This is a genomic window from Pseudarthrobacter polychromogenes (assembly GCF_014644495.1).
Taxonomy (GTDB): domain Bacteria; phylum Actinomycetota; class Actinomycetes; order Actinomycetales; family Micrococcaceae; genus Arthrobacter; species Arthrobacter polychromogenes.
Map to the genome: position 1 here is coordinate 42081 of NZ_BMKU01000001.1, position 25613 is coordinate 67693.

Below are 25613 nucleotides of genomic sequence, written 5' to 3' on the forward strand. Positions count from 1 at the left end.
TAAGCTTGTCTCGAATCACCAAATGCCGCCTTGCCGTTCAGTGCTGAACCCGGGGCGGCCGATCGTGGAGGAACCATGACTCAGACTGCCCATGGCGTCGAATTCAGCCAGCAGCCCTCGGCCACCCCGAAGTCTGCTGAAGAGCGTGCAGCCATCCTGGCCAACCCGGGCTTCGGCAACCACTTCACCGACCACACCGCCATCGTGGACTACAGCGTGGACGAGAACGGCAACGGCGGCTGGCACAATGCCCGGATCGAGGCGTACGGGCCCATTGTCCTGGACCCGTCGGCTGCCGTCTTCCACTACGGCCAGGAGATCTTTGAAGGGCTCAAGGCGTACCGCCACGCGGACGGCTCCATCTGGACCTTCCGTCCTGAAGCGAACGCGGCACGGCTGAACAAGTCGGCCCGCAGGCTCGCCCTTCCCGAACTGCCGGCCGAGTACTTCCTCGGGGCAATCCGTGAACTGGTGGCCATTGACAAGGAATGGGTCCCCGCCGGCGAAGGGGAGGCGCTGTACCTGCGGCCGTTCATGATTGCCACCGAGGCCTTCCTGGGTGTCCGCGCCGCACGGGAGGTCTCCTTCCGGGTGATTGCCTCACCGGCTGGCAACTACTTCGGCGGCGAACTGAAGCCCGTGTCCATCTGGATTTCACGGGAGTACGCCCGCGCCGGCCGTGGCGGAACCGGCGATGCGAAGTGCGGCGGCAACTACGCGGCGTCGCTGATCGCGCAGCAGGAGGCTGAAGCCAACGGCTGCAAGCAGGTCCTCTTCCTCGACCAGTTCAACGACAACGCAGTCGAGGAACTGGGCGGCATGAACGTTTTTTTCGTGATGAGGGACGGCTCGCTGGTCACCCCGGCGCTGACCGGCACCATTCTCGAAGGCATCACAAGGATGTCCGTCATCCAGGTGGCCAAGGACATGGGCCGCGAGGTCACCGAGCGCAAGATCACCCTCGATGAATGGCGCGACGGTGTTGCCTCCGGTGACATTGCCGAGGTGTTCGCCTGCGGCACGGCAGCTGTGATCACACCGATCGGAGTCCTCAAGGACGCCACCGAGTTCATCGGCTCCGAGGACGCCAAGGCAGGGGAGACCACCATGGCCATCCGCGAGCAGCTGCTCGGTATCCAGACCGGCACCGTGCCGGACACGCATGGCTGGCTGACCCGCCTGGCGTAGCTGCGGGTTCAACCACCGCAAAGAACGACGGCGCCTGCCGGGCTTGGTCCCGGCAGGCGCCGTTTGTGCGTCGAACCGATCCCGGCCTTGTCCGCGAAACCTGGCCTTGAAGGTCCGGTTTCGCGAACACCCTTAGGACCCGACGGCGGCACTCAGCGCCGGGCGGCCTTCCGGGCGGCGTTCTTCAGCGCCTTGCGGGACACCGGCTTGAGTGCCTTCCGCGCCGCTTCTTCGGCGATGGCCTGGTTGCGGCGGGCATCAATGATGTCGTTCCACAGTGCCGTCGCGAAGGCTCCGCCGTCCTGGGCATATACGTCGTAGGGATAGTCCGCAAATATTGAAGGCGTTGTGCTGCCGGTGGGCAGGGACTTCCCTGTTGCCTCGGCGGCAGCGTCGGCGACAGCCCAGGTCCGGGTTAGGTGCCGGGTCAGGTTTTCCTGGACAAAGATGTTCGCATCACTTGCTGCGGCTGCGCGTTCCAGGAGTGCCTCCAACTCCTGGGAGACAGTTCGGGCCGCCACATCTTCCACCTGGTGTGAATCCGATGCGAGGTCCCCGGCCAAAGCGTCCACTTCCTCGCGCCAGTCGGATGTCTCCCGGAACTTCTTCCACGTGGGAAACCAGACAATGCTGCCCGTAGCGTGATTGTGGATGTGCTGGAGTCCGCTGTTCTTCTCCGTTGCGGCATGGTCGTGGCCGGCGGCATCGGCGGAGGCGAGGAGGTCTGCAAGGGTAGTTGTGCTCATGGTGTCTGGTTCCGGCTTCCTGAAGATCGTGTGGTGTTCACTGGAGGTCAACCCGGTCCGGCCGGCGTTCTATTCCGCTGCCAGGACACCCCGATCCGGCCGTCGGTGCAAGGATGGGGTGGTGACTCCAGCTTCCCGTCCCGTTCTGCAGCGCAGCACCGCCCTGACACAGTTCGTCCTGGCTCCCAATCCCGGCCCGATGAGCCTGGAGGGAACCAATTCCTACGTCCTGAGGGCACCCGGCAGCCCGGCCGCCGTGGTGGTTGATCCCGGACCGCTTGACGAGGCCCACCTTCAAGCACTCGCCGCCGCCGGGCCGGTTGACCTGATCCTCGTGACCCACCGCCACGCTGACCACACTGCCGGCTCCGCCCGCCTGCATGAACTGACCGGCGCCCCGGTGCGGGCGGCAGACAAAGCCCACTGCCACGGCGGCGGCGCTCCCCTGAAAGACGGCCAGGCAATCCTCGCTGGAGGCCTGGAGGTCAGGGTGGTGGCTACTCCCGGCCACACGTCGGATTCGGTCTGCTTCCACCTTCCCGCCGACGGCCCCCATGGTTCGGTTCTCTCCGGCGACACCATTCTTGGCCGCGGCACCACCATGCTCGACTACCCTGACGGAACCCTGGGCGACTACCTTGCCTCGCTGGACAAGCTCGAGGCACTTGGGTCTGCAGCGGTCCTCCCCGCCCACGGCCCAACCCTTCCGTCCCTGGCTGACGTTTCGCGCGCCTACCGCAGCCACCGCCTGGAACGGCTGGCACAGGTGCGCGCTGCGCTGGCCCGCCTGGGCGCGGAAGCCTCCGCCGGTGACGTCGCGGACGTCGTCTATGCCGACGTCGACCCTTCCGTGCGGCGCGCGGCCGAAACGTCCGTTTCGGCCCAGCTTCACTACCTTCGGGGAGACGCTGGGCAGCGCCGGGCCTGGGGAGTCACGCCCGGCGAGACGGTAGGGTAGGAGCCATGCGTATTGCCAGGTTTGTTGTTGATTCTGATCCCCTTTACGGCGTCGTCGAAGGTGACACGGGCAGTGAGGAAATCACTGTCATCCATGGCGACCCCTTCTTCAACGGCGTGGAGCGTACCTCCGTCCGCCACAAGCTGGAGGACGTCCGGCTGCTCGCTCCCATCATTCCCCGCAGCAAGGTCATCGGCGTGGGCCGCAACTTCGTGGAGCACGCACACGAGCTCGGCAACGAAGTCCCCGCCCAGCCGCTCCTGTTCCTCAAGCCGAACACCGCCGTCGTGGGTCCCAACGATCCTGTGGTGCTGCCGGATTTCTCCGAGGAAGTCTCCTTTGAAGCGGAACTGTGCGTGGTAATCGGACGGATCTGCAAGGACGTGCCCGAGGACCGCGTGGATGATGTCATCTTCGGCTACACCTGCGGCAACGACCTCACCGCCCGGGACGTCCAGAAGACCGACCTGCAGTGGACCCGGGCCAAGGGTTTTGACACCTCGGCGCCCCTTGGCCCATGGATCGAGACCGATCTGGATACCGAGGACCTGCAGATCCAGGGCCGGCTCAACGGAGAACTGCGGCAGGACGGCAGCACCAGCCAGATGATCCGGGGCGTCCGCGAGCTGGTGTCCATTGTGTCCCAGGCCTTCACCCTGCTGCCCGGCGACGTCATCATGACCGGAACGCCGGCCGGAGTGGGCCTGGTCAGCGCCGGTGACCGCTTTGAGGTTGAGATCGAGGGCATTGGCCGCCTGTCCAACCCCATAGTCCGCCGCTGACGCGCGGGCCGCCCGGACCCTCGGCGGCAGACGGTAAAGTTGGAGCCACTATGACTACTGCTTCCGCGTCGAATGCTGCCTCCCTGCCCCCCGTTTCTGCCGACACTCCCGTGCGGGTCCGGTTCTGCCCGTCGCCCACCGGCACCCCGCACGTCGGGCTGATCCGGACGGCCCTGTTCAACTGGGCCCATGCCAAGCACACCAAGGGCACGTTTGTGTTCCGCATCGAGGACACGGACGCGGCGCGCGACTCGGAGGAAAGCTACCTGCAGCTGCTCGAGGCACTGAAGTGGCTTGGCATTACGTGGGAAGAGGGCGTCGAAGTGGGCGGCCCCCACGAGCCCTACCGTCAGTCGCAGCGGCTGGACCTCTACAAGGACGTGGTGGCCAAGCTGATCGAGGGCGGCTACGCCTACGAGTGCTACTCGTCCCCCGAGGAAGTGGAGGCACGCCACCGCGCCGCTGGCCGCGACCCCAAGCTGGGCTACGACAACTTTGACCGTGAGCTGACAGACGAACAGGTGTCCGCCTTCAAGGCGGACGGCCGCCAGCCCGTGCTGCGGGTCCGGATGCCCGATGAGGACGTCACCTTTACCGACCTGGTCCGCGGCGAGATCACGTTCAAAGCCGGCAGCATCCCGGACTACGTCATTGTCCGCGCTGACGGCTCCCCCCTCTACACACTGGTGAACCCGGTTGACGACGCACTCATGGGCATCACCCACGTGCTGCGCGGCGAGGACCTGCTGTCCTCCACGCCGCGCCAGGTTGTCCTCATCCGTGCACTCATGGAACTCGGTGTTGCCAGCTACATGCCGGAGTTCGGCCACCTGCCCTACGTCATGGGTGAGGGCAACAAGAAGCTCTCCAAGCGTGATCCGCAGTCCAACCTGTTCCTGTTGCGTGACCGCGGCTTCATTCCCGAGGGCCTCCTGAACTACCTGTCCCTGCTGGGCTGGAGCCTCTCCGCCGATGAGGACATCTTCACCGTGGACCAGCTCATCGAAAACTTCGACGTCCACGATGTCCTGGCCAACCCGGCGCGCTTTGACATCAAGAAAGCCGAAGCCATCAACGGCACGCACATCCGCATGCTTGCACCCGGGGACTTCCGGGAGCGGCTGGTGCCGTACCTGCGCACCGCCGGATATGTGGGGGAGCAGCTCACTGCGCGGCAGGAGGACATCCTTACCGAAGCCGCGCCGCTGATCCAGGAGCGCATCACCCTGCTGGGTGAGGCACCGGACATGCTCGGATTCCTGTTCAAGGACGACGACGCCATCGACGTTGCCGACGACGCCCGCAAAGGCCTCCCGCAGAACCTCGACGAGGTACTGGACGCAGCTATTGCGGCCCTGGACAGAGTCCAGGAGTGGACTGCCGAAGAGATCCAGGCAGCGCTCAAGCAGGCGCTCGTGGAAGACCTGGGCCTGAAGCCCCGGCTCGCCTTCGGACCCGTGCGCACCGCTGTTTCCGGCCGGCGCATTTCACCGCCGCTGTTCGAGTCCATGGTGATCCTGGGCAGGGAATCGTCCCTCCGCAGGCTCCGGGCCTTCCGTGGCTGATGACCTCGCGGCGATGACAGCTGCCCGGACGGCCGGCGGCGTCCTGGACACGCCCTTCGGGGCAGTCCGAGGGGTGCTGTTCGACATCGACGACACGCTGGTGGACCTCGAGTTTTCGATGACCACAGCCCTTCGGGAGGTCAGTGAACACCTCCTGCCGGGCATGGACCAGGCAGGCTGGGATCGGTTCGGGCGCATCTTCACGCATGAAACCACCCACTATTACGACCGCTACCTGGCCGGGGAACTGACGTTCAACGAGCAGCGGCTGCTGCGCGGCCGCGCTGCCCTGGGCCACTTCGGGGTTGAGCTGGAAGAAGGTGAGCAATCCCACCAGTGGCTCACGGCATACGTGGAAAAGCAGCCCGCCTACGTGAAGCCGTTCCCGGATGTCATGCCGCTGCTGGACCTGCTGGACCAGGCAGGCGTCCCCTACGGCGCGGTCAGCAACAACGTCCACGACTATCAGCGAGCCAAGCTGGACGGCGCAGGACTTGAACGCGTCAGGCGCCTGGTGGGGACGGACACCCTGGGTGTGGCAAAGCCTGATCCGTCCATCTACCTGGAAGGTGTCCGGCTCCTGGGCACCGGACCTGCGGAAACGCTCTACGTCGGTGACAACCGCTTACTGGACGCGGAGGGCTCGACGGCGGCCGGCCTCTTGGGTGTCTGGCTCAACAGGGCGGGGGAGCAGGTGCAGGAATTCCGGGGCAACATGGTGTCGTCGCTGGGCGAACTTATCGCCTGAGGGCACTCCGTGCGGGCCGGGCGTAAGCCCGGCCCGCGTCCCCGCCCGGCACGCCGGAGGCCGATTTGTGCGAGCACGAAGTCTCGGGTAAAGTAATTTCTCGTGCTGAGGCGCACGGAGCAGGGCAAAAGCCCTGAAAACCGGCCCGAAAGTATCATTGGGATATGGTGTAATTGGCAACACTACGGTTTCTGGTACCGTCATTCTAGGTTCGAGTCCTGGTATCCCAGCTCTGGTTTGAGCACTGATTTAGAGCCCAAAACGGAAGGTTTCAGGCGGTTCGCCGATTTGAAACCGAAGCGAAGTGTGTGAAACAATCACTGAGCTTGACCAGCGGAAACGCCGGTCAGAAGTACGGTAAAGTACACGGCCCCATCGTATAGCGGCCTAGTACGCCGCCCTCTCACGGCGGTAACGCGGGTTCGAATCCCGCTGGGGTCACCAATAAAATGGTCCCGGGCAGACGCCCGGGGCCATTTTTTGTTGTGTGCTGGAGCCCACCGGCAACGCGCGCCGGAACTGCGGCCGTGTGGAGCCCGAACTGGCATGATGTTGCTGTGACCTCCCCGAACGAGCAGGACCACCCGAATCACGCGCAGCACACGCCCACGGGCAGTGCCGGAGCCCTGGCTGCTGTCACGCTGCTGGAAGAGGTGCGGGAGGATCTGGCCGCCACCGAGCTGCCGCTTGCCCTGCCTGGCTCGGAGCAGGCCCGGCGTGAGGCAGCCAGTGCCGTGGCCCAGCTCGATGACTACATCCTTCCGCGGTACCGAAGCCTTGACGCTCCGCTCCTTGCCGTCGTCGGGGGCTCTACGGGTGCGGGCAAGTCAACCCTCGTGAACGGGATCGTGGGGCACCCGGTTACCCGCGCAGGCGCCATCCGTCCCACCACCCGCCAGCCCATCCTCCTGCACCACCCGTCGGAGGCGGACTGGTTCGAGGGCCAGCGCGTGCTGCCGAGCCTCAGCAGGATCCGTGGGTCCGTCACCAACAGCCCCGTGCCGGCAAACCGGGCAGGAGCGGTTCCGGATGCAGCCGCCATGTCTTCCCTTGTCCTTGTGGCAGACCCTGGAGTGCCCGCCGGAGTTGCCGTCCTGGATGCCCCGGACGTTGATTCCATCTCGGATGACAACCGCAAGCTGGCCGCCCAACTCCTGGCCGCCGCCGACCTGTGGGTCTTCGTTACCACTGCCAACCGTTACGCCGACGCCGTCCCCTGGAAACTGCTCCTCAACGCCGCTTCGCGGGACATCATGGTGGGGGTGGTCCTGGACAGGGTTCCCCCGGGTGCGGAAGAAGAAGTCAGCGAGGACCTGCGCAGCCTCCTGGACCGGGAAGGCCTCGGCGCGGCGCAGCTGTTCGTCATTCCGGAGACCACCCTGGATCCGATGGGCATGCTGCCCGCCGGGGCCGTCCAGCCGCTGCGGGCCTGGCTGGCGGACCTGGCCGCCGACGCCGCCGGCCGGTCCGACATCGCCCGCCGCACGTTGAACGGGACCGTCCGGGCGATGGCAGGGCGCGTCTCCGCCGTCGCGCAGGCCGCGCGGGAGCAGCAGCACGCCGCCGCCAACCTCGAGGATGCTGCGGTCGGTGCCTACCGGGACGCTGCGGACCGCATCCTGGATGCCACGAGGGACGGCGCCCTCCTGAGAGGGGAGGTACTGGCCCGCTGGCAGGACTTTGTGGGTACGGGGGAATTCTTCCGGACCCTCGAGCAGAACGTGGGACGGTTCCGCGACCGCGTGGGTGCCTTCTTCCGTGGTGAACCCGCACCCGCCGTCAGGGTGGAGGCTGCCATCGAGACCGGCCTGCAGGCAGTCATTGTTGACGAAGCCGCCAATGCTGCCGAGGACACTGACCAGCGCTGGCGGAACGATCCCGCCGGGCGCCAGCTGCTGGGTACGGATGACCTCTCCGGCACAACGCCGGGCTTTGAAGACCGCGCCGCCGCTGAGATCAGGGCCTGGCAGGAAGCCCTGATGGACATGATCCGTACAGAGGGCCAGGGAAAGCGGACGCAGGCCCGCTGGCTGTCCTTCGGCATCAACGGACTCGGCGCCGCGCTGATGATCGTCGTCTTTTCCATGACGGCGGGGCTCACGGGACTCGAGGTGGGCGTCGCCGGAGGAACCGCCGTCGTGGGCCAGCGGTTGCTTGAGGCCGTCTTCGGCGAGGACGCCGTCAGGCGCATGGCCGAAAAAGCGCGCGAGGACCTTCACACCCGGTGCCTGGTGCTGCTGCAGGAAGAGAGGCGCAAGTTCCTCTCCCGCCTGCCGGACTACGACGACAGCACCCAAGACACCCTGGCCGCGCACGCCGCTGCCCTGGTGCGCCTGGCGGACAACGCATGAGCCGGCACAGCGACACCCGGGAGGCGACCCGGCTTGACCGCCGGCTTTCCGCCCTCAACGACGCCCGCGAGCTTGGCGAAGGCGTCCTTCCGGACGAGTCCCTGCAGGAAGTCTTCAGTGTCCTGGAGCGCGCAAGTTCACGGCGTTCGCTCTCTGCGGACCACACGGTGGTGGGATTTTTTGGTGCCACAGGCAGCGGAAAATCCTCCCTTTTCAACGCGGTCAGCGGCGCGGAAATTGCGACGGCGGCAGCGCGCCGTCCAACGACGTCGGAACCTTTGGCAGGGGTCTGGGGTGCGGACGGCAGCGAACCGCTGCTGGACTGGCTGGAAGTCCGCAACCGCCACCACGCCGCCGCCGTCGACGGATTCGCGGACGAGGACACCGGCCTGATCCTGCTGGACCTGCCGGACTTCGACTCCACCAAGGCATCCAACCGTGAAGTGGTACAGCGGATGGTGGGAATGGTGGACGTCCTGGTGTGGGTCCTTGATCCGCAAAAGTACGCCGACGCGGCAGTGCACAACGACTTCCTGTCCCGCCTGGCCTCGCACGGCGCGGTGACCCTGGTGGTCCTGAACCAGGTGGACCGGCTGCCGGAACGTGACGTGCAGCCCGTCCTGGAATCCCTGCGTTCCATCCTTGCCCGGGACGGATTAGCCAAGGTCCAGGTGCTTGCGGCTTCGGCGTTGACGGGGGCCGGCGTTGACCAGGTCCGGGCTGCCATCCGTGGGGCCGCCGTCAAGCGCAAGGCCCAGTCGCAGCGGCTTGCTGCCGATATCACCAGGGCATCAGCGGAACTGGGTGCTGTGTCCGGCGAGGGGACCGCGGCCGGTGTACGGCCTGCGGCCATTAACCGCCTGGCCGACGAACTGGCTGTGGCAGCCAACGTTCCCGTGGTGGTCCGCGCGGTGGGCCAGTCCTACCGGCTGGAGTCCGTCAGGCGCACGGGCTGGCCGGTGACCCGGTGGCTCTCCCGGTTCCGTGCTGATCCGCTGCGCCGGCTCAATCTGCGCAGCGCGGCGCCATCGGAACTCAACCGGACATCCCTGCCACCGGCAGGAGCGCCGGAGCGGGCACGCACGGACGCCGCAGTGCGTGAATTCGCCGATGCCGCGAGCACCGGGGCTCCCGGGCCTTGGCGGGCCGCCATCAGGGGAGCCGCCCGGGAGGGGCGGGAACGCCTCCCCGATGCACTTGACCAGGCCATCGCCGGAACGGACCTCGCCGCCAACCGGAAGTCCTGGTGGTGGGGAGTTTTCAATGTGGTGCAGTGGCTGGCGCTGCTCACCGTCCTGGGCGGGCTGGGCTGGCTCGGCGTCCTGGCGGCCCTGGGCTATTTCCAGATGCCCGTGCCTGAGGTGCCCCGGGTGGAGGGGTGGCCAGTTCCCACCCTGATGATTGCCGGGGGTGTGGTGCTGGGTATTTTCCTGGCCATCACCGGCCGCTTCATAGCCGCTGCTGCGGCCAACATACGGGCGGCGAGGGCACGGAAGCGGCTCAATGCCGCAGTGGCTGCTGTTGCGCAGGAACTCGTGGTGGAACCGGTGGAACTGGAGGTCAGCAGGCAGGCCGCATTCGATGCTGCGCTCAGGACGGCTGCAGCCGGCTAGCTGCGTCCCGGACCTTGACCAGCGTCCGCAGGTTGCGCGTCGTGGTTGCGGCCTTGAACCTGGTTTTCGCGGAGATCCTGCTGAAGGGGCTGTCCAGGGTTCCGCCGGCCGGTGCCAGCCAGGCCAGCGCCTCCGGCCCCAGCCTCTTCTGCTGATGTCCTTCCAGTGCAGCCCCGGCCGCATCGAGTTCATCGAGCACTTCCTGGTTCGAGGAGAGCGTGATGTAGGTATGGGTGGCCTTGTCGTCGTCAGGGTAGGGGCACGCCGCCACGAGTTCTGAGACCCGGCCGGCTTGGAGGACCACCACCCAGGCATCATAGCCAAAGGCATCCCGGAGGCACTTCTCACACGTGTGCTTGACAGCGGCGGCGCCGAGGTTGCTGGTGAGGACTACGTTTCCGCTCGCAAGCAGTGTCCCGGCATCCTGGAAGCCGGCAGCCTGGAGGGCGTCCCGCAAGGCGGCCATTTTGATGTTGATGCCGCCCACGTTGATGCCACGGAGAAAAACCGCATAGCTGCCCATGGCGAAATCCTAGCGCCGGGCGGGCTGGTTGTGGCGGCCTGTGCCGGGCGTCAATCGTTGTTTTTGCGGAGGGCTTCGGTGAGGAGCCGTCCGGCGTTGCACACTACTTCCGCGTGCAGCCGGCCGGGTTGGCGGGTAAGGCGCTCAATGGGCCCGGAAATGGAGACGGCGGCGATGACCCGGCCGGACGGTCCCCGCACCGGTGCGGAGACGGAGGCGACCCCCGGTTCCCGTTCGCCGAGGCTCTGTCCCCAGCCCCGGCGTCGTACTCCTGCCAGGACTGTCGGCGTGAAGCGTGCTGACTGCAGTCCCTCGAGAAGGCGGTCATGGTCTTCCCACGCGAGCAGCACCTGCGCCGCCGATCCTGCCTTCATGGACAGCTGGGTGCCTACGGGGATGGTGTCGCGAAGGCCGATGGGCCGTTCGGCCGACGCCACGCACACGCGCCAGTCACCCTGGCGGCGGAAAATCTGTGCGCTTTCGCCGGTGGCGTCGCGCAGCTGCATCAGGACGGGCCCGGCGGAAGCTATCAGACGGTCCTCGCCTGCCGCCGATGCCAGCTCAACCAGGCGGCTTCCCAGGACAAAGCGGCCCTGGATGTCGCGGCTCACCAGGCGGTGGTGGACCAGGGCGAGGGCAAGGCGGTGGACAGTGGGCCGGGCCAGGCCGGTGGCTGCCACGAGCTGCGCCAGCGTGGTGGGGCCGGCTTCGAGCGCATCAAGCACCTGGGCCGCTTTATCAATGACACCGACTCCACTAGAATTGTCCATGTAATGATATTGCCGTCTCAATATCTGAGATGCAAATCTTTCGGCTGGCGCAGGGCGGAGCCGTCCTGATTCAGTTGATCTCATCAGCCAAACAGCAGTGAAGGGAGATGGCCATGGCAAAGACATTGGCCGAGAAAGTCTGGGACGCACACGTGGTGCGCAAAGGTGATGGTGACGGTGCCAACGCCCAGCCCGACCTTCTCTTCATCGACCTTCACCTGGTCCACGAGGTGACGTCCCCGCAGGCGTTTGAAGGCCTGCGCCTGGCAGGGCGCAAGCTGCGCCGCCCGGACCTCACCATCGCCACGGAGGACCACAACACTCCCACGCTGGACATCGACAAGCCTATCGCCGACCTCACCAGCCGCACCCAGATCCAGACCCTGCGCAACAACTGCGCCGAGTTCGGTGTCCGGCTGCACAGCCTCGGGGACGCGGAGCAGGGCATCGTCCACGTGGTCGGCCCGCAGCTCGGTCTCACCCAGCCGGGAATGACAGTGGTCTGCGGCGACTCCCACACGTCAACGCATGGTGCCTTCGGCGCCCTGGCCATGGGCATTGGCACCTCTGAGGTGGAGCACGTCATGGCCACCCAGACGCTCTCCCTGAAGCCATTCAAGACCATGGCCATCAACGTCGAGGGCACACTGCGTCCCGGCGTGACCGCCAAGGACATCATCCTGGCCGTCATCGCCAAGATCGGCACCGGCGGCGGGCAGGGCTACGTCCTGGAATACCGTGGATCCGCCATCCGCTCGCTGTCCATGGACGCGCGCATGACCATCTGCAACATGTCCATCGAAGCCGGTGCCCGCGCCGGCATGGTGGCGCCGGACGAAACCACCTACGCCTTTATGGAGGGCCGTCCGCACGCTCCCCAGGGCGCCGACTGGGACGCCGCCGTCGAGTACTGGAACACGCTGCGCACCGACGACGACGCCGTCTTCGACGCCCAGGTTGACCTGGACGCCGACACCCTGGAGCCCTTCGTCACCTGGGGCACCAACCCCGGCCAGGGCGTCTCGCTGTCCGAGTCCGTGCCGTCCCCGGAGGACTTCGGCGACGAGAACGCGAAGGCTGCCGCCGAGCGGGCGCTGCAGTACATGGGGCTGGAGGCCGGCACCCCGATGAAGGACATCCGCGTGGACACGGTGTTCCTGGGCTCCTGCACCAACTCCCGCATGGAGGACCTGCGGGCTGCCGCGGACATCATCCGCGGACGCCAAAAGGACCCCAACGTCCGGATGCTGGTTGTTCCGGGCTCCGCGCGCGTACGGCTGGAAGCCGAGGCCGAGGGCCTGGACCGCGTGTTCAAGGACTTCGGCGCCGAGTGGCGCTTTGCCGGCTGCTCCATGTGCCTGGGCATGAACCCGGACCAGCTGGAGGTGGGGGAGCGCTGCGCTTCCACCTCGAACCGCAACTTCGAAGGACGCCAGGGCAAGGGTGGCCGCACCCACCTGGTGTCCCCGGTGGTCGCCGCTGCCACCGCCATCCGGGGCACCCTGAGTTCGCCGTCGGACCTTGATCCGGCCCCCGAATCCGCCGCCATCCGCACCGACGCAGCCTAGGACACGCCATGGAAAAGTTCACCACCCACACCGGAATCGGCGTCCCGCTGCGGCAGAGCAACGTGGACACGGACCAGATCATCCCCGCCGTCTACCTCAAGCGGATCACCCGGACCGGCTTCGAGGACGCCCTGTTCTCGGCATGGCGCAAGGACCCGTCCTTCATCCTCAACAAGGAGCCCTTCTCTGCCGGCTCCGTTCTGGTGGCTGGCCCGGACTTCGGTACCGGATCGTCCCGCGAGCACGCCGTCTGGGCGCTGAAGGACTACGGCTTCAAGGCCGTCCTCTCCTCGCGCTTCGCCGACATCTTCCGCGGGAACTCCGGCAAGCAGGGGCTGCTTGCCGCCGAACTCTCCCAGGACGACATCGAGCTCATCTGGAAGGAACTCGAGAATGCTCCGGGAACCGAAGTCACCGTGGACCTGGTGTCCAAGACGGTGGTGTGCGGAAACATCGTTGCGCCCTTCGAGATCGACGATTACACCCGCTGGCGCCTGCTGGAAGGCCTCGATGACATCGGGCTGACCCTGCAGCATGAGGCGGACATCACGGCCTACGAGGCCACCCGGCCCTCGTTCAAGCCCAAAACCCTGCCTGCGCGCCTTTCCTCCGCGGGCTGAAGCAGAGTTGCATGTCTTAAAAAGGTGCGACGGCGGCGCGCCACGCCCTGCCGCCGTCGGCCGCGTATTTCGGTTCGGTAACGCAACCTCCTATGCTTGGTTGGAGCCTTTGCAAGGATTTGGGGGCGAGTGATCGTAAGGAAACCGGTATATGAGTAGTGTTCTGACAATCCGCGGCGGAGTCCCGCTTACAGGCCGCGTCAGCGTCCGGGGAGCAAAGAATCTTGTCCCCAAGGCGATGGTGGCAGCGTTGCTGGGCAACGAACCCTCGGTGTTGCGGAACGTCCCGGAGATCAAGGACGTGGAGGTGGTCACCTCCCTCCTGCAGCTGCACGGCGTCACCGTGGTCAAGGACCCGGTCAACGGGGACCTCACGCTGGATCCGAAGGCCGCCAAGACGGCGTCCAGCACTGCCATTGACGCCCACGCGGGCGACTCCCGGATTCCCATCCTGCTCTGCGGGCCGCTGATCCACGCCATCGGCGAGGCGTTTATTCCCGATCTCGGCGGCTGCAAAATCGGCGACCGCCCCATCGACTACCACCTGGACGTGCTGCGCCAGTTCGGTGCCGTGGTGGAGAAGCGCCCCGGCGGGATCCACATCTCAGCGCCCAAGGGCCTGCACGGGGCAAAGATTTCCCTGCCGTATCCTTCGGTGGGCGCCACCGAGCAGGTCTTGCTGAGCGCCACGCGCGCAGAGGGCATCACCGAACTTTCCGGCGCCGCAACCGAGCCGGAGATTATCGACCTCATCGCCGTGCTGCAGAAGATGGGCGCCATCATCAGCGTCCAGACGGACCGGACCATCCGCATTGAAGGCGTCCGCGATCTCGGCGGCTACAACCACCGGGCACTCTCGGACCGGAACGAGTCAGCGTCGTGGGCCTCCGCTGCGCTGGTCACCAAGGGCGACATCTTTGTTGAGGGCGCCTCCCAGCGGGACATGATGACTTTCCTGAACACGTACCGCAAGGTGGGCGGCGGGATGGACATCGGCGAGGACGGCATCCGGTTCTACCACAAGGGTGGCAAGCTTAACCCGCTGGTCCTGGAAACGGACGTGCACCCCGGCTTCATGACGGACTGGCAGCAGCCGTTGGTGGTTGCCCTGACCCAGGCCGAGGGCGTCTCAATCGTCCACGAGACCGTCTACGAGAACCGCTTCGGGTTCACCGACGCGCTCATCCGGATGGGTGCCAGCATCCAGGTGCACCGCGAATGCCTGGGCAGCGTGCCGTGCCGTTTTGGCCAGCGCAACTTCCTGCATTCCGCCGTGATCTCCGGACCCACCCAGCTCAAGGGCACCGATATCGACGTTCCGGACCTGCGCGGCGGCTTCAGCCACCTGATCGCCGCGTTGGCGGCGACGGGAACCTCACGCGTCACCGGCATTGACATCATCAACCGCGGCTACGAACGGTTCACCGAAAAGCTGGCCGGGCTGGGTGCCGACTTCGACATCACCACCACGAAGTAGCGGGCAGACGTGAAGGAACCGGCCAAGAGCCGCGCCACCCTTGCGGTGGTCGCCGGAATAGTCCGCCCCCTGTTCAACCTCATGATGGACAAAGAGTGGAAGGGCACTGAGAAGCTGCCTGCCGGCGGCTTCATCGCTGCGCCCAACCACTGCACCGAGATCGATCCCCTGATCGTCGGCCACCTCCTCTACAACCACAAGGTTCTGCCGCATTTCCTGGCCAAGTCCGGACTGTTCAAGGTTCCTGTGCTGGGCTGGGTCCTGCGGGCCACCAAGCAGATCCCGGTGGAGCGTTCGACGGCGGGAGCGAACCGTTCCCTCCAGCTCGCCCAGGAGATCGTTGCCGAGGGCGGCGCCATCATCATCTATCCCGAAGGCACCCTCACCAGGGATCCGGACCTCTGGCCCATGAAGGGCCACACGGGCGCCGCCCGTCTCGCCCTGGAAGGCGGCATTCCGGTGGTTCCGATCGCCCATTGGGGCGCCCACGAGGTATTCCCCCGCTACGGCAAGCGGTTCCACCTGTTCCCGCGCAAGAGGTCCAGGGTTGTGGTGGGCGACCCCGTGGACCTGAGCGCCTTCGCCGGGCGTCCGCTGGATAAAGCCACGCTGGCCGGCGCCACGGACGCAATCATGGACGCGATCACCGGCCTCCTCGCGGAGCTCCGCCAGGAAGAGCCTCCCGCGGAGCGCTGGGACCCGGCCAAGCAGCAGCAGGCGAAGCACGGCAGGTTCGTGGAGCGCGGACAGCAGCAGCCCGGCACCGGAACGGAAGCTCCGTGACCGCTGGGGAAAGGCTGACGGGCTCTGCCCGTTCCGTTGCTGTCCTCGGTGCCGGCTCCTGGGGGACGACGTTCGCCAAGATCCTGGCTGATGCAGCGGCTGCCGCAGGTGATCCGCGCACCATCAGGCTGTGGGGCCGGCGCGCTGAAGTGGTGGACCAGATCAACACCAGCCACGTCAACGAGCAGTACCTGAAGGAGGTCCCGCTCCCCGGGATCATCTCGGCGTCGACGGACGTTGCCGCCGTCCTGGAAGGCGCGGACCTCGTGGTTATCGCCGTCCCGGCGCAGTCTTTGCGGCCGCAGCTGCGGGAGTGGAAGGGCCTGATCGCGCCGGACGCCATGGTGGTTTCCCTCATGAAGGGCCTGGAGCTTGGCACGGACGCCCGCATGAGCGAGGTCATCGGCGAGGAGCTTGGCCTGCCCGCCGAACGCATCGCCATTGTGTCCGGTCCCAACCTGGCCATGGAGATCGCCCGCGAAGAACCAACCGCATCGGTGGTTGCCTGCACGGATTCCGCCGCTGCCGGCTGGATCGCCAGGAGCTGCACGGCTCCGTATTTCCGGCCCTACACCACAGCGGACGTCGTTGGGGTGGAGATCGGCGGAATCGTGAAAAACGTCATTGCGCTGGCCGTGGGCATCTGCGAGGGCAAGCAGATGGGGGACAACACCAAAGCGTCCGTCATCACCCGCGGCCTCGCCGAAACGTCCCGCCTCGCCCTGGCACTGGGCGGTGAAGCCAAAACGATGGCCGGACTGGCCGGGCTGGGCGACCTCGTGGCCACCTGCTCCTCGCCGCTCTCGCGCAACCACACCGCGGGCCGGCTGCTCGGCCAGGGCCTCACGCTGGAGGAGGTGGGCCAGAAGATGACCCAGACCGCCGAAGGCATAAAATCGGGCCAGGCCGTCCACGAACTGGCAGGCAAGCTGGGAGTCGAGATGCCCATCACTGCCGCCGTCGTTGCCGTACTGGCCGGCAAGCTGTCCGTTGACCAACTGGGGCCCCTCCTGCTGTCCCGGGAACTGAAACCTGAAGGCGATTACTGACGATGTCCCACGAAAACTTGGCCGCGGGGGAGACCGCGCCGCGGGCGAAACCCCGGGTGGCGGTACTTTTCGGCGGCCGCTCCAGCGAGCACGCCGTGAGCTGCGTAACGGCCGCCGGAGTGCTCGGCGCCATCAACAAGGACAAGTACGAGGTGATTCCGATTGGAATCGCCAAAACCGGGCAGTGGGTCCTCGCGGGCGCCGACACCGCCCAATGGTCCCTGGCATCAACAGCTCTGCCCGAGGTGGCGCCGTCACCGCAGACCGTCACCCTCGCGGAAATCGGGGGCGAACACCAGCTGATCGTGGCCTCCCCGAACGAGGTGCCCCAGGAGCTCGGAACTGTTGACGTGGTTTTCCCGCTGCTTCATGGCCCGTTCGGCGAGGACGGCACCATCCAAGGGCTGCTGGAACTCTCGGACACCCGCTACGTTGGCGCCGGCGTCCTTGCTTCCGCCGTGGGCATGGACAAGCACTACATGAAAGTCGTCTTCGAGGCTGCCGGGCTGCACGTGGGCCCGTATGTGGCGGTCACCGACCGCCAGTGGCGCAAGGACCCGGAGCTGGTCCGGAAACAGGTGGACCGGCTGGGCTTCCCGGTCTTCGTCAAACCCGCCCGCGCAGGCTCCTCGATGGGCATTTCCAAGGTTGATTCACTGGCGGACCTGGACGCCGCCATCGAGGAAGCCCGCAAGCACGACCTCAAGCTGGTGATCGAGGCCGGGATTATTGGCCGGGAGATCGAATGCGCTGTCCTCGAAGGCAGGGGCACAGACGCTCCGCGGACCTCCATGCCCGGGGAGATCTCCGTGGCCGGCGGCACCCACGAGTTCTACGATTTCAACGCAAAGTATGTCGAGGATGACGCCGCCTCCCTCAGCTGCCCGGCAGACATTCCCGAGGAAGCCATCGCCCGGGTCCGCGAGCTCGCAGCGACAGCCTTTGATGCCGTAGGTGCCGAAGGACTGAGCCGCGTGGACTTCTTCTACACCCCCGCCGGTGAGCTCATTATCAACGAGATCAATACCATGCCCGGGTTCACGCCCAAGAGCATGTACCCGCAGATGTGGGCGGCCTCCGGGCTGGGTTACGCCGACCTCATCGATGAACTGATCTACCTGGCGCTGCACCGCAAAACCGGGCTCCGCTGACCTTCCCCCGCGGGCACCCTATTGGCTGGGCGGCAGGTTCTGCAGGTCCTCCTGGCCCACGCAGTTCCTGGCCGCCGGTACCTTGCCGGCGGCCGCGGCGAGGTCTGCCAGGACTGTGGCAGAGCTGATCTTGTCCGGGTCCATCAGGATCTCGGTTGCCGGTTCGCGGCCATAGGTTGTCAGGGTCCAGACGGGGTTGCCCTCCTTGATGACCCAGTCGATGCCGTTGACAGTCACGCAGCGGTCTGTCGTGGGGCCCGGGACGTTGACGCCGCAGCGGAGGATCACCAGGGAAGGATCACCCCAGGCCGCCGTCGCCTGGCTGTTGGTCTTTCGGAGTGAGTACTCGCCAATCGCGTCCGGCAACGCCACCATCATGGGAGCGCAGGCGGGGTTGGCTGCGTCCTGGGCGGCAGGAACATCCACGGGAGGCGAGCACGACGTCAAAGGTATTGCCGCCAGGCTCCCAATCAGTGCCAGCCTGGCAATACGGGCGGGCAGGGAAAGCTGGGGACGGTGCATCCCCCCAGCCTATCGCCGCGAACGGGGCAGCCCCGACGCCGGGCACTGCCTGCCCTCGATGTCAGGGCCCCGCGATAGCGTAGTGGGGTGCCTGAAAAACCCACGTCCTCCCGCCCGCAGCCCCGTCCGCAATCCGGTGATGACCAGCCCGCTGCAGACGGGCCCCAACTGACCGTCTCCGCCCTGCCTGTCTCCGGCCTGCCTGTCTCTGCCCTCTCGGAGGGCGAGCTGCTGGCCCGGATCTTTCCGCGGCTGGCCATGGAAGGCACGCACGGCGCCGCCACCCTCCTGGGGCCGGGGGACGATGCCGCCGTGATCGCTGCCCCGGACGGCAGGACCGTCATCAGCATCGACACCCAGGTCCAGGACCAGGACTTCCGGCTCCAGTGGCCAAGCGGCTACGAAACCACCGGGTTCGACGTTGGCTGGAAAGCCGCGGCGCAGAACCTCAGCGACATCAACGCCATGGGGGCCAGCGCAACCTCGCTGGTGGTGAGCCTCACGCTTCCTCCTGACACCCCTGTGGGCTGGGTGGAGGACCTGGCGGACGGACTCACCTCCGGGATCAGGGACCTCGGCGCGGCCAACTGCTCGGTGGCCGGAGGCGACCTGGGGCGCGGCCGGGAAATTTCCGTGACGGTTGCGGTGCTGGGCACCCTCGATGGCGGCCCGGCAGTCCTCCGGTCCGGGGCCAAACCCGGAGACACCGTGGCCCTCGCAGGCACCGCCGGCCAGGCCGCCGCCGGCCTCGCACTGCTGGAGTCCACCATTCCGCTGGAAACACTCAGCGCCGAGCTCCGGGGCCTGGCCGAACTTCAGAGCAGGCCGCGGCCACCCCTGGCCGCGGGACCCGCCGCGAGGGCCGCCGGCGCAACAGCGATGCTGGACATCTCGGACGGCATGCTGCGGGACGGCCTGCGGCTGGCGGCAGCCAGCGGTGTCGCCGTCGACCTCCATCCGGGTGCGCTGGAGCGGCTCAAGGACGTCCTGCGGCCCGCAGCGGAACACCTGCACGCTGATGCCGGGGACTGGGTGCTCGGCGGCGGGGAAGACCACGGGCTGCTGGCCACATTCCCCTCCGGCACCCTGCTGCCCGCCGGATTCACTGCGATAGGCTCAATACAAGCACTGGGAATCAACGAGCGCCCGGTCGTCACGATAGCGGGCCGGTCCGCGGACACCGGGGGATGGGATCACTTTGCACACTAAGGTTGCCGCCAACGCGCAAGCGATGAAGAGGTGGTTGGGCAAGGCTGAGACGGCACTTGGCAACCACAGCGACCGCCTGAATGCCATTAATATTTTCCCGGTGGCCGATGGCGACACCGGGACAAACCTCTACGTCACCGTGCGGGCGGCCGCCCGGGCTGTGTCCGCCGGCGGGGACCAGCCCGCGCAGATGGACGTGGGCGCCGTCCTGGCCACCGCCGGCCAGGCCGCAATGGAGGAAGCACGGGGAAACTCGGGAACGCTTCTCTCGGTGTTCCTGACTGCCGCCGCTGAGCCGCTCGCGGGACACACCCGCCTCACATCCACCCTCCTCGCAGCAGCGCTTAACCGCGCCCAAATCCGCGCCTGGTCAGCCTTGAGCGACCCCGTTCCCGGCACCATGCTCTCCGTCATGGAAGCGGCAGCCCAGGCTGCCGCGGCCGTGGATGCAGGGCAAAACGGTGACGACAGCAACCACGCCCTGGGCCTCGCCCTGGACGCTGCCGTCGAAGCTGCCCTCGCAGCCGTGATCCACACCGAGGACCAACTGGCCGCCCTGACCTCCGCGCACGTGGTGGACGCCGGCGGGGTGGGAATGCTGCTGATCCTCGATTGCCTGCGCTCGGCGATCCTGGGCGAGGAGCTCCAAAGCGAGCTCCTCGACGGACTGCACGGCTACGACGTGTCGGATCCGCACATCCACACGGCCATGCCGGACGACGACGGCGTGGAAGTCATGTGCACCATCAGCCTTTCCCCGCTCAACGCAGCCACCCTCCGGCAGCGGCTGGACGAGATCGGCGAATCGGTCATCATGAGCCAGGTGGGCAGCGGGCCCGATTCCGAGGGCAACTACCGGTGGCGCGTCCACGTCCACGTGCCCGAAGGGGAGCCCGCCGTCGAGATCATCCGTTCCCTCGGTGAGCCCGCCAACATCAGCATCAGCGAACTTGCCCTGCCGCGCGATCCGGCAGCGGATGCAGTGAACTCCAGCGGGCATGAGCGCTGAACTGGACCTGGCGCTGGAACGCCGGCTTGGAAAGCGTTCCGCCGCAGTCATTGAAAAGCACCTGGGCATCACCACGGTGGAGGGGCTGCTGAACTATTACCCGCGCCGCTACATGAACCGGGGGGAGCTGACCCCCATCAGCGAGATCCCGCGGGACGAGGAAGTCACCCTGATCGCGCGGGTCCTGTCCAGCAGCACCCGCCGCATGCAGGCGCGGCGCGGCACCATCACCGACGTCGTGGTTTCTGACGACGACGGAAAACAGGGACTTCGGCTGGTAGGTGGCACGGAGTACCGTGGCAAAGCGCCAGGGACCCTCAAAATCAGCTTCTTCAACGGTTACAAGGCCCAGGCGGAGCTGCTCCAGGGCCGGCTGGCCCTCTTTTCCGGCAAGGTCACCAGCTTCAAGGGATCCCTAGGCCTCACCAACCCGGACTACCAGCTCCTGGACGAGGACATGTTCAGTGACAACGGCCGCGATCCGGAAAAGATGGCCGCCATGCCCATCCCCGTGTACCCGGCCACGTCCAAGCTGCCCAGCTGGAAAATCCAGAAGGCCGTCTCCACGCTGCTCGAAACCGCGGACCTCGACACCCTGCCCGACCCCATCCCTGCCGACATCGCGGCACGGGAGAAATTCATCCCCATTGCCTCGGCCTACCGGCTGATCCACGAGCCGGAGTCAGCCGGTGACTGGCAGCAGGCCCGCCGCCGTTTCCGCTACCAGGAGGCGCTGGTGCTGCAGTCCGCGCTGGCCCGCCGCCGCGCCCAGCTTGCCGCGGAGGAAGCCACGGCCCGCAGGCCCGTCCCGGACGGTCTCCTGGCCCGCTTCGACGCCGATCTTCCCTTCACCCTCACTGCCGGGCAGGCCGCCGTCGGGGAGACCCTTGGGGGAGAGCTGGCCCGGGACACCCCCATGAACCGGCTCCTGCAGGGCGAAGTGGGCTCCGGCAAGACAGTAGTGGCGCTCAGGGCCATGCTGCAGGTGGTGGATGCCGGGGGCCAAGCGGCCCTGCTGGCACCCACGGAAGTCCTCGCCGCGCAGCATTTCGATTCGATCCGCCGCACGCTGGGACCCCTGTCCAGCGACGGCCTGCTGGGCGGAATGGACGGCGCCTCCGTCCAGGTCTCGCTGCTCACCGGATCCATGCCCACGGCGGCACGCCGCCAGGCCATGCTCGATGCCGCATCCGGAACCGCGGGGATAGTCATCGGTACCCATGCCCTGCTCAGCGGCAATGTTTCCTTCTACGACCTCGGCCTGATCGTGGTGGATGAGCAGCACCGGTTCGGCGTGGAGCAGCGTGACGCGCTCCGGGCCAAGGCCAGGAAGCCCCCGCACCTGCTCGTCATGACTGCCACGCCTATCCCGCGGACGGTCGCCATGACCGTTTTTGGCGACCTCGAAACGTCCGTCCTGAACGAACTGCCGGCCGGCAGGGCCCCCATTTCCACGCACCTGGTGGGGCTCGCCGAGAACCCGGCATGGGCAGGCCGTATCTGGGCAAGGGCGCGGGAGGAGATTGACGCGGGCCACCAAGTGTACGTCGTCTGCCCCAGGATCGGAACGGACGACGACGGCGATTTCAGTCCCGGTGAAGCGGCGCCACCGGAGGCGGACACGGAAGGCGACGGCGGGCGGGAGCTCGCCTCGGTGACCGCCGTCGTCGAGCATCTGTTGGAGGAGCCGTCCTTGTCCGGGGTGCCGCTGGCACCCCTCCATGGCCGGCAGGAGCCTGACCTGAAGTTCGGGGTGATGGACGATTTTGCGGCGAACCGCATCAAGCTGCTGGTGTCCACCACCGTGATCGAGGTGGGCGTGGACGTCCACAATGCAACCCTGATGGTCATCCTTGATGCCGACAGGTTCGGGATCTCCCAGCTGCATCAGCTCCGCGGCCGGGTGGGCCGGGGCGGGCTCCCGGGGACCTGCCTGCTGGTAACGTCACTTGAGCCGGGCCACCCCAGCCGGCGCAGGCTGGAGGCAGTGGCCGCGACCACCGACGGGTTTGCGCTGTCCGAGGAGGACCTCAAGATGCGCCGCGAGGGCGACATCCTTGGGGCCTCGCAGTCAGGCGGACGCTCCACCCTGAAGCTGCTGCGGGTCCTGGAACACGGGGATGTTATTGCCCGGGCACGGGAAGATGCACAGCAGATCGTGGGCGGGGACCCCGCCCTGGCGGACCGTCCCGAGCTTGCCGAAGCGATAGAGAAGTACCTCAATCCGGAAAAGGAGGCGTTCCTTGAACGCGGATAGCATGGTGCGCGCCGGATTGCCTGGCTTCGCAGACAGGAGTGCCCAGTGAGCCGGATCATTGCGGGGGCCGCCGGCGGCTCCCCCCTCACAGCCGTTCCCGGTTCCCTGACCAGGCCCACCACGGACCGGGTCAAGGAGGCGCTTTTCTCCCGGCTTGATGCCTTCAACGTCATTGCCGGCGCACGGGTCCTGGACCTTTATGCCGGTTCCGGTTCCCTGGGGGTTGAGAGCGGCAGCAGGGGAGCGCAGACAGTCGACCTGGTGGAGTCGGACGGGAAGGCAAGCGCCGTGTGCCAGCGCAACGCCGACCTCGTCAACGGCGTGCTGGGGCGCAAGGCCGTCACCGTGCACCGCTCGAAGGTCGAACCCTTCCTGGACCGTGCCCCGGAGACCGCTGAATGGGACCTTGTCTTCATGGACCCGCCGTACCCGCTTGAGGAGGTGGCGTTGAATGCCGCGCTCCAGAAGCTCGCACCGCACCTGTCGACTATCGCCGTGGTGGTGGTGGAGCGGTCATCCCGTTCCCCGGAGCCGCAGTGGCCTGACGCCCTGGCCCGGTTCGCGGAGAAGAAATACGGCGAAACCAGGCTTTGGTACGCGGAGCCCAACGTGCCTGACGCCATTGACAAGGGCGACGTTCCGGAAGCGGCGGATCAGGCAGAACGCTAGCCGGGCCGGCGCCCGCCCTGCCCAGCGGTCAGCCCGCAAAGGGGTCCAGATCCAGTCCGGCCAGGACTTTCGCCGGGTGCGGCCCCAGGGCGGTCAGTTCGGTGGTCCAGTCCCGGGGCCACGGGGTCTGCGTGCCCGCAAGGATCACGTTTCCGGGGTGGCGGCCCTCGAACATGCCCGCTTCTGCGAAGGCAGCCACATCCGCCATAGCCTCCCGCATGGCCGCCACCTGGCTCCGGACCAGTGTGAGCCCCGGTTCGTCACCCACATTGACGATCAGCACGCCGCCGGGGCTGAGCCGATCCCTTGTTTCCCGGTAGAACGCGCTGCATGCCAGGTGCGCCGGGGCCTCCGGCCCGGAGAAGATGTCCAGGATGACGACGTCGAACCGGAGTTCCGGGTCCAGCCGGGCCAGTGATTCCCGGGCATCGCCCGTGACAGTGTGGAGGTCTGTGCCCTCGGGCAGGGGGAGCTGGCGCAGGACGAAGTCAAGCAGCTCGCGCTCCAGCTCCACGGCATACTGCTCCGATCCCGGCCGGGTTGCCTGGATGTACCGCGCCAGGGTCAGTGCCCCGGCCCCCAGGTGCAGCGCGCGGACAGGCTCCCCGGCAGGTGCTGCAAGGTCCACCAGGTGGCCGATCCGGCGGAGGTACTCGTAGAAGATCTCCTCCGGCCGGACAAGGTTGACGTGGGACTGTTCCGCCCCGCCGATGCTCAGGACGTAGCTGCCTTCGGTGAAGGCATCCGGTTCAATGGACGCGTGCTGCCCGGTGGTCCGCAGGAACCGCGCCCGGGTTTCACGCCCGGCGGACATCAGAGCCTGCCGCTGAGGGAAGCCAGGCGCCCGGCGGCCTCGTGCAGGACGCCGTCCTTCTTGCAGAAGGCGAACCGGAGCAGGCTTCGGGTCCGCTGCGCACCCTCCTCGTGGCAGAACACGGGGACGGGGATCGCAGCGACTCCCACCAGCGCCGGAAGCCTCCGGGCCAGGTCCACAGAGTCGGTGATGCCCAGGGGAGCAGTGTCAACATTGACGAAGTACGTGCCCTGCGGGGAAAAGACGTCGAACCCTGCGGCGCGGAGCCCCTCGCTCAGGATGTCCCGCTTCTTCTGCAGCGATGCCGCGATGCCCTCGTAGAAGGAGTCCGGCAGGCCCAGCCCCAGGGCGATGGCCGACTGGAAGGGGGTGCCCGAACTGTACGTGAGGAACTGCTTGACGGTCCGCACGGCGGCCACCAGGTCCTCCGGGCCCGTGAGCCAGCCGATCTTCCACCCTGTCAGGGAGAAGGTCTTGCCCGCTGAGGAAATGGTGATGGTGCGGTCCGCGGCTCCGGGCAGGGATGCCACCGGCACGTGGCTGACGCCGAACGTGAGGTGTTCATAAACCTCATCCGTGACGATGACGCTGTTGTGGGTGCGTGCCAGGTCGACGATCCGCTGCAGCACCTCCCGCGGGAAGACAGCACCGGTCGGGTTGTGGGGGTTGTTCAGGAGGACAATCTTTGTCCGGGGGCTGAACGCGGCTTCGAGCGCTGCCATGTCCGGCATAAAGTCCGGGGCCAGCAGCGGGGCGGTCACGTGGGTTGCGCCGGACAGGCCGATCACCGCGCCGTAGGAATCGTAGAAGGGCTCCAGCGTCAGCACCTCGTCGCCGGGCCCGGCAAACGCCAGGAGCGAGGCGGCGATGGCCTCGGTGGCGCCCGTGGTGACGACTACCTCGGAGGCGGGGTCGGGCGAAAGGCCATAGAAACGTTGCTGGTGTGCCGCCACAGCCTCCCGCAGTTCCGGGATGCCTTTGCCCGGCGCATACTGGTTCGCTCCTGCTGCGATGGCGGCCCGGGCGGCTTCCCGGATTTCCAGTGGTCCGTCCTCGTCCGGAAATCCCTGGCCGAGGTTGATGGCGCCTGTCTGGACAGCCAGGGTGGTCATCTCCTCGAAGATGGTGACGCCCAGCCCTCCGCCGGGGGAGAGGAGGTTTGCTCCGAGGGCTGTGCGCTGCCAGGGAGCGGGAGCCGTGGGCGCGGAAACTTCCCGTGGTGCATGCATCCAGTCATGGTA

At 66.8% G+C, this 25613-nt stretch carries 23 protein-coding genes and 2 tRNA genes; 19 read left to right on the forward strand and 6 right to left on the reverse strand.

All coding sequences use genetic code 11. From position 1 onward, the window contains the following. Positions 1-75: 75 nt before the first annotated feature. Positions 76-1188: a branched-chain amino acid aminotransferase gene (locus tag IEX43_RS00185; protein WP_188808563.1), complete on the forward strand. Its 1113-nt coding sequence runs from the start codon at positions 76-78 to the stop codon at positions 1186-1188. 152 nt (positions 1189-1340) lie between these two features. Here IEX43_RS00185 and IEX43_RS00190 read toward each other — a convergent pair whose 3' ends face one another. Next, positions 1341-1934 carry a hypothetical protein gene (locus IEX43_RS00190; protein WP_188808564.1) on the reverse strand — a complete coding sequence of 198 codons (594 nt, stop codon included), beginning with the start codon at positions 1932-1934 and terminating at the stop codon, positions 1341-1343. A 121-nt stretch (positions 1935-2055) separates the two neighbouring features. On the opposite strand from IEX43_RS00190, the gene IEX43_RS00195 reads away from it, so the two are divergent. The 8 genes from IEX43_RS00195 (at position 2056) to IEX43_RS00230 (ending at position 9951) form a co-directional block, all read left to right on the forward strand. After that, positions 2056-2892, forward strand: coding sequence for an MBL fold metallo-hydrolase (locus IEX43_RS00195; RefSeq protein WP_229666242.1), 837 nt, complete (start codon positions 2056-2058; stop codon positions 2890-2892). Positions 2893-2897: 5 nt separating this feature from the next. Continuing rightward, a complete protein-coding gene (locus IEX43_RS00200) occupies positions 2898-3674 on the forward strand; it encodes a fumarylacetoacetate hydrolase family protein (protein WP_188808566.1) in 777 nt (258 codons plus the stop codon). A 50-nt stretch (positions 3675-3724) separates the two neighbouring features. Beyond that, on the forward strand, positions 3725-5239 hold the full coding sequence (gene gltX, locus IEX43_RS00205) for a glutamate--tRNA ligase (RefSeq protein WP_188808567.1): 1515 nt from the start codon (positions 3725-3727) through the stop codon (positions 5237-5239). A 13-nt stretch (positions 5240-5252) separates the two neighbouring features. Then, a complete protein-coding gene (locus tag IEX43_RS00210; protein ID WP_188809030.1) occupies positions 5253-5987 on the forward strand; it encodes an HAD family hydrolase in 735 nt (244 codons plus the stop codon). A 158-nt stretch (positions 5988-6145) separates the two neighbouring features. Next, positions 6146-6217: transfer RNA gene (locus tag IEX43_RS00215), tRNA-Gln, on the forward strand. A gap of 138 nt (positions 6218-6355) precedes the next feature. After that, positions 6356-6431, forward strand: a tRNA-Glu gene (locus tag IEX43_RS00220). Between the two features lie 113 nt (positions 6432-6544). Further along, positions 6545-8338: a dynamin family protein gene (locus tag IEX43_RS00225; RefSeq protein ID WP_377102879.1), complete on the forward strand. Its 1794-nt coding sequence runs from the start codon at positions 6545-6547 to the stop codon at positions 8336-8338. Next, positions 8335-9951: a GTPase gene (locus tag IEX43_RS00230; protein WP_188808569.1), complete on the forward strand. Its 1617-nt coding sequence runs from the start codon at positions 8335-8337 to the stop codon at positions 9949-9951. The genes IEX43_RS00225 and IEX43_RS00230 overlap by 4 nt, the downstream gene beginning before the upstream one ends. On the opposite strand, the gene IEX43_RS00235 is transcribed toward IEX43_RS00230, so the two are convergent. Continuing rightward, positions 9929-10474 (reverse strand): DUF1697 domain-containing protein, encoded by a 546-nt coding sequence (locus IEX43_RS00235; RefSeq protein ID WP_188808570.1) that lies wholly within the window; start codon positions 10472-10474, stop codon positions 9929-9931. The two genes, IEX43_RS00230 and IEX43_RS00235, sit on opposite strands and share 23 nt — an antisense overlap. Before the next feature lie 50 nt (positions 10475-10524). After that, on the reverse strand, positions 10525-11244 hold the full coding sequence (locus tag IEX43_RS00240; RefSeq protein ID WP_066276894.1) for an IclR family transcriptional regulator: 720 nt from the start codon (positions 11242-11244) through the stop codon (positions 10525-10527). Positions 11245-11357: 113 nt separating this feature from the next. Between IEX43_RS00240 and leuC the strand changes: the two genes are divergently transcribed. The 6 genes from leuC to IEX43_RS00270 all read left to right on the forward strand — a co-directional run bounded on the left by leuC (position 11358) and on the right by IEX43_RS00270 (position 17892). Further along, complete coding sequence (gene leuC, locus IEX43_RS00245; RefSeq protein ID WP_066280764.1) at positions 11358-12812, forward strand: 3-isopropylmalate dehydratase large subunit; 1455 nt, start codon at positions 11358-11360, stop codon at positions 12810-12812. An 8-nt stretch (positions 12813-12820) separates the two neighbouring features. Beyond that, on the forward strand, positions 12821-13432 hold the full coding sequence (leuD, locus tag IEX43_RS00250; RefSeq protein WP_188727996.1) for a 3-isopropylmalate dehydratase small subunit: 612 nt from the start codon (positions 12821-12823) through the stop codon (positions 13430-13432). Positions 13433-13583: 151 nt separating this feature from the next. Then, entirely contained in the window at positions 13584-14909 is a 1326-nt protein-coding gene (gene murA / locus IEX43_RS00255; protein ID WP_188808571.1) for a UDP-N-acetylglucosamine 1-carboxyvinyltransferase, read from the forward strand. 9 nt (positions 14910-14918) lie between these two features. After that, positions 14919-15692, forward strand: a complete 774-nt coding sequence (locus IEX43_RS00260) for a lysophospholipid acyltransferase family protein (RefSeq protein WP_188808572.1) — start codon at positions 14919-14921, stop codon at positions 15690-15692. After that, positions 15689-16741 (forward strand): NAD(P)H-dependent glycerol-3-phosphate dehydrogenase, encoded by a 1053-nt coding sequence (locus IEX43_RS00265; protein WP_188808573.1) that lies wholly within the window; start codon positions 15689-15691, stop codon positions 16739-16741. Before IEX43_RS00260 ends, IEX43_RS00265 begins: the two co-directional genes overlap by 4 nt. Before the next feature lie 2 nt (positions 16742-16743). After that, complete coding sequence (locus IEX43_RS00270; protein ID WP_188808574.1) at positions 16744-17892, forward strand: D-alanine--D-alanine ligase family protein; 1149 nt, start codon at positions 16744-16746, stop codon at positions 17890-17892. A gap of 18 nt (positions 17893-17910) precedes the next feature. Here IEX43_RS00270 and IEX43_RS00275 read toward each other — a convergent pair whose 3' ends face one another. Then, positions 17911-18414, reverse strand: coding sequence for a DUF3515 domain-containing protein (locus IEX43_RS00275; RefSeq protein ID WP_188808575.1), 504 nt, complete (start codon positions 18412-18414; stop codon positions 17911-17913). A 258-nt stretch (positions 18415-18672) separates the two neighbouring features. Between IEX43_RS00275 and thiL the strand changes: the two genes are divergently transcribed. Genes thiL through rsmD form a run of 4 tightly spaced genes read left to right on the forward strand, consistent with a single transcriptional unit; the run spans position 18673 to position 23558 of the window. Next, positions 18673-19623 carry a thiamine-phosphate kinase gene (gene thiL, locus IEX43_RS00280; protein WP_229666277.1) on the forward strand — a complete coding sequence of 317 codons (951 nt, stop codon included), beginning with the start codon at positions 18673-18675 and terminating at the stop codon, positions 19621-19623. A 22-nt stretch (positions 19624-19645) separates the two neighbouring features. Then, positions 19646-20632: a DAK2 domain-containing protein gene (locus IEX43_RS00285; RefSeq protein WP_188808576.1), complete on the forward strand. Its 987-nt coding sequence runs from the start codon at positions 19646-19648 to the stop codon at positions 20630-20632. Next, positions 20622-22889, forward strand: coding sequence for an ATP-dependent DNA helicase RecG (locus IEX43_RS00290; RefSeq protein ID WP_188808577.1), 2268 nt, complete (start codon positions 20622-20624; stop codon positions 22887-22889). Before IEX43_RS00285 ends, IEX43_RS00290 begins: the two co-directional genes overlap by 11 nt. Positions 22890-22934: 45 nt before the next feature. Further along, positions 22935-23558: a 16S rRNA (guanine(966)-N(2))-methyltransferase RsmD gene (gene rsmD / locus IEX43_RS00295; protein WP_188808578.1), complete on the forward strand. Its 624-nt coding sequence runs from the start codon at positions 22935-22937 to the stop codon at positions 23556-23558. A 28-nt stretch (positions 23559-23586) separates the two neighbouring features. Here the strand turns inward: rsmD and IEX43_RS00300 are convergent, their stop codons facing one another. Both IEX43_RS00300 and IEX43_RS00305 read right to left on the reverse strand, forming a co-directional pair. Next, positions 23587-24372: a spermidine synthase gene (locus tag IEX43_RS00300; RefSeq protein ID WP_188808579.1), complete on the reverse strand. Its 786-nt coding sequence runs from the start codon at positions 24370-24372 to the stop codon at positions 23587-23589. Further along, a complete protein-coding gene (locus IEX43_RS00305; RefSeq protein ID WP_229666243.1) occupies positions 24372-25601 on the reverse strand; it encodes an aminotransferase class I/II-fold pyridoxal phosphate-dependent enzyme in 1230 nt (409 codons plus the stop codon). Before IEX43_RS00305 ends, IEX43_RS00300 begins: the two co-directional genes overlap by 1 nt. Positions 25602-25613: the final 12 nt, after the last annotated feature.

Excerpts from the sequence above, each read along its gene's own strand:
- IEX43_RS00185 (WP_188808563.1), top strand. The coding sequence starts at position 76 with ATGACTCAGACTGCCCATGGCGTCGAATTCAGCCAGCAGCCCTCGGCC.
- IEX43_RS00305 (WP_229666243.1), bottom strand. The coding sequence starts at position 25,601 with ATGCATGCACCACGGGAAGTTTCCGCGCCCACGGCTCCCGCTCCCTGG.
- IEX43_RS00210 (WP_188809030.1), top strand. The coding sequence starts at position 5,253 with ATGACAGCTGCCCGGACGGCCGGCGGCGTCCTGGACACGCCCTTCGGG.
- leuC (WP_066280764.1), top strand. The coding sequence starts at position 11,358 with ATGGCAAAGACATTGGCCGAGAAAGTCTGGGACGCACACGTGGTGCGC.
- thiL (WP_229666277.1), top strand. The coding sequence starts at position 18,673 with ATGGAAGGCACGCACGGCGCCGCCACCCTCCTGGGGCCGGGGGACGAT.
- IEX43_RS00230 (WP_188808569.1), top strand. The coding sequence starts at position 8,335 with ATGAGCCGGCACAGCGACACCCGGGAGGCGACCCGGCTTGACCGCCGG.
- IEX43_RS00235 (WP_188808570.1), bottom strand. The coding sequence starts at position 10,474 with ATGGGCAGCTATGCGGTTTTTCTCCGTGGCATCAACGTGGGCGGCATC.
- leuD (WP_188727996.1), top strand. The coding sequence starts at position 12,821 with ATGGAAAAGTTCACCACCCACACCGGAATCGGCGTCCCGCTGCGGCAG.
- IEX43_RS00240 (WP_066276894.1), bottom strand. The coding sequence starts at position 11,244 with ATGGACAATTCTAGTGGAGTCGGTGTCATTGATAAAGCGGCCCAGGTG.
- IEX43_RS00270 (WP_188808574.1), top strand. The coding sequence starts at position 16,744 with ATGTCCCACGAAAACTTGGCCGCGGGGGAGACCGCGCCGCGGGCGAAA.
- IEX43_RS00190 (WP_188808564.1), bottom strand. The coding sequence starts at position 1,934 with ATGAGCACAACTACCCTTGCAGACCTCCTCGCCTCCGCCGATGCCGCC.
- IEX43_RS00300 (WP_188808579.1), bottom strand. The coding sequence starts at position 24,372 with ATGTCCGCCGGGCGTGAAACCCGGGCGCGGTTCCTGCGGACCACCGGG.
- murA (WP_188808571.1), top strand. The coding sequence starts at position 13,584 with ATGAGTAGTGTTCTGACAATCCGCGGCGGAGTCCCGCTTACAGGCCGC.
- IEX43_RS00200 (WP_188808566.1), top strand. The coding sequence starts at position 2,898 with ATGCGTATTGCCAGGTTTGTTGTTGATTCTGATCCCCTTTACGGCGTC.
- gltX (WP_188808567.1), top strand. The coding sequence starts at position 3,725 with ATGACTACTGCTTCCGCGTCGAATGCTGCCTCCCTGCCCCCCGTTTCT.
- IEX43_RS00275 (WP_188808575.1), bottom strand. The coding sequence starts at position 18,414 with ATGCACCGTCCCCAGCTTTCCCTGCCCGCCCGTATTGCCAGGCTGGCA.
- IEX43_RS00290 (WP_188808577.1), top strand. The coding sequence starts at position 20,622 with ATGAGCGCTGAACTGGACCTGGCGCTGGAACGCCGGCTTGGAAAGCGT.
- IEX43_RS00285 (WP_188808576.1), top strand. The coding sequence starts at position 19,646 with ATGAAGAGGTGGTTGGGCAAGGCTGAGACGGCACTTGGCAACCACAGC.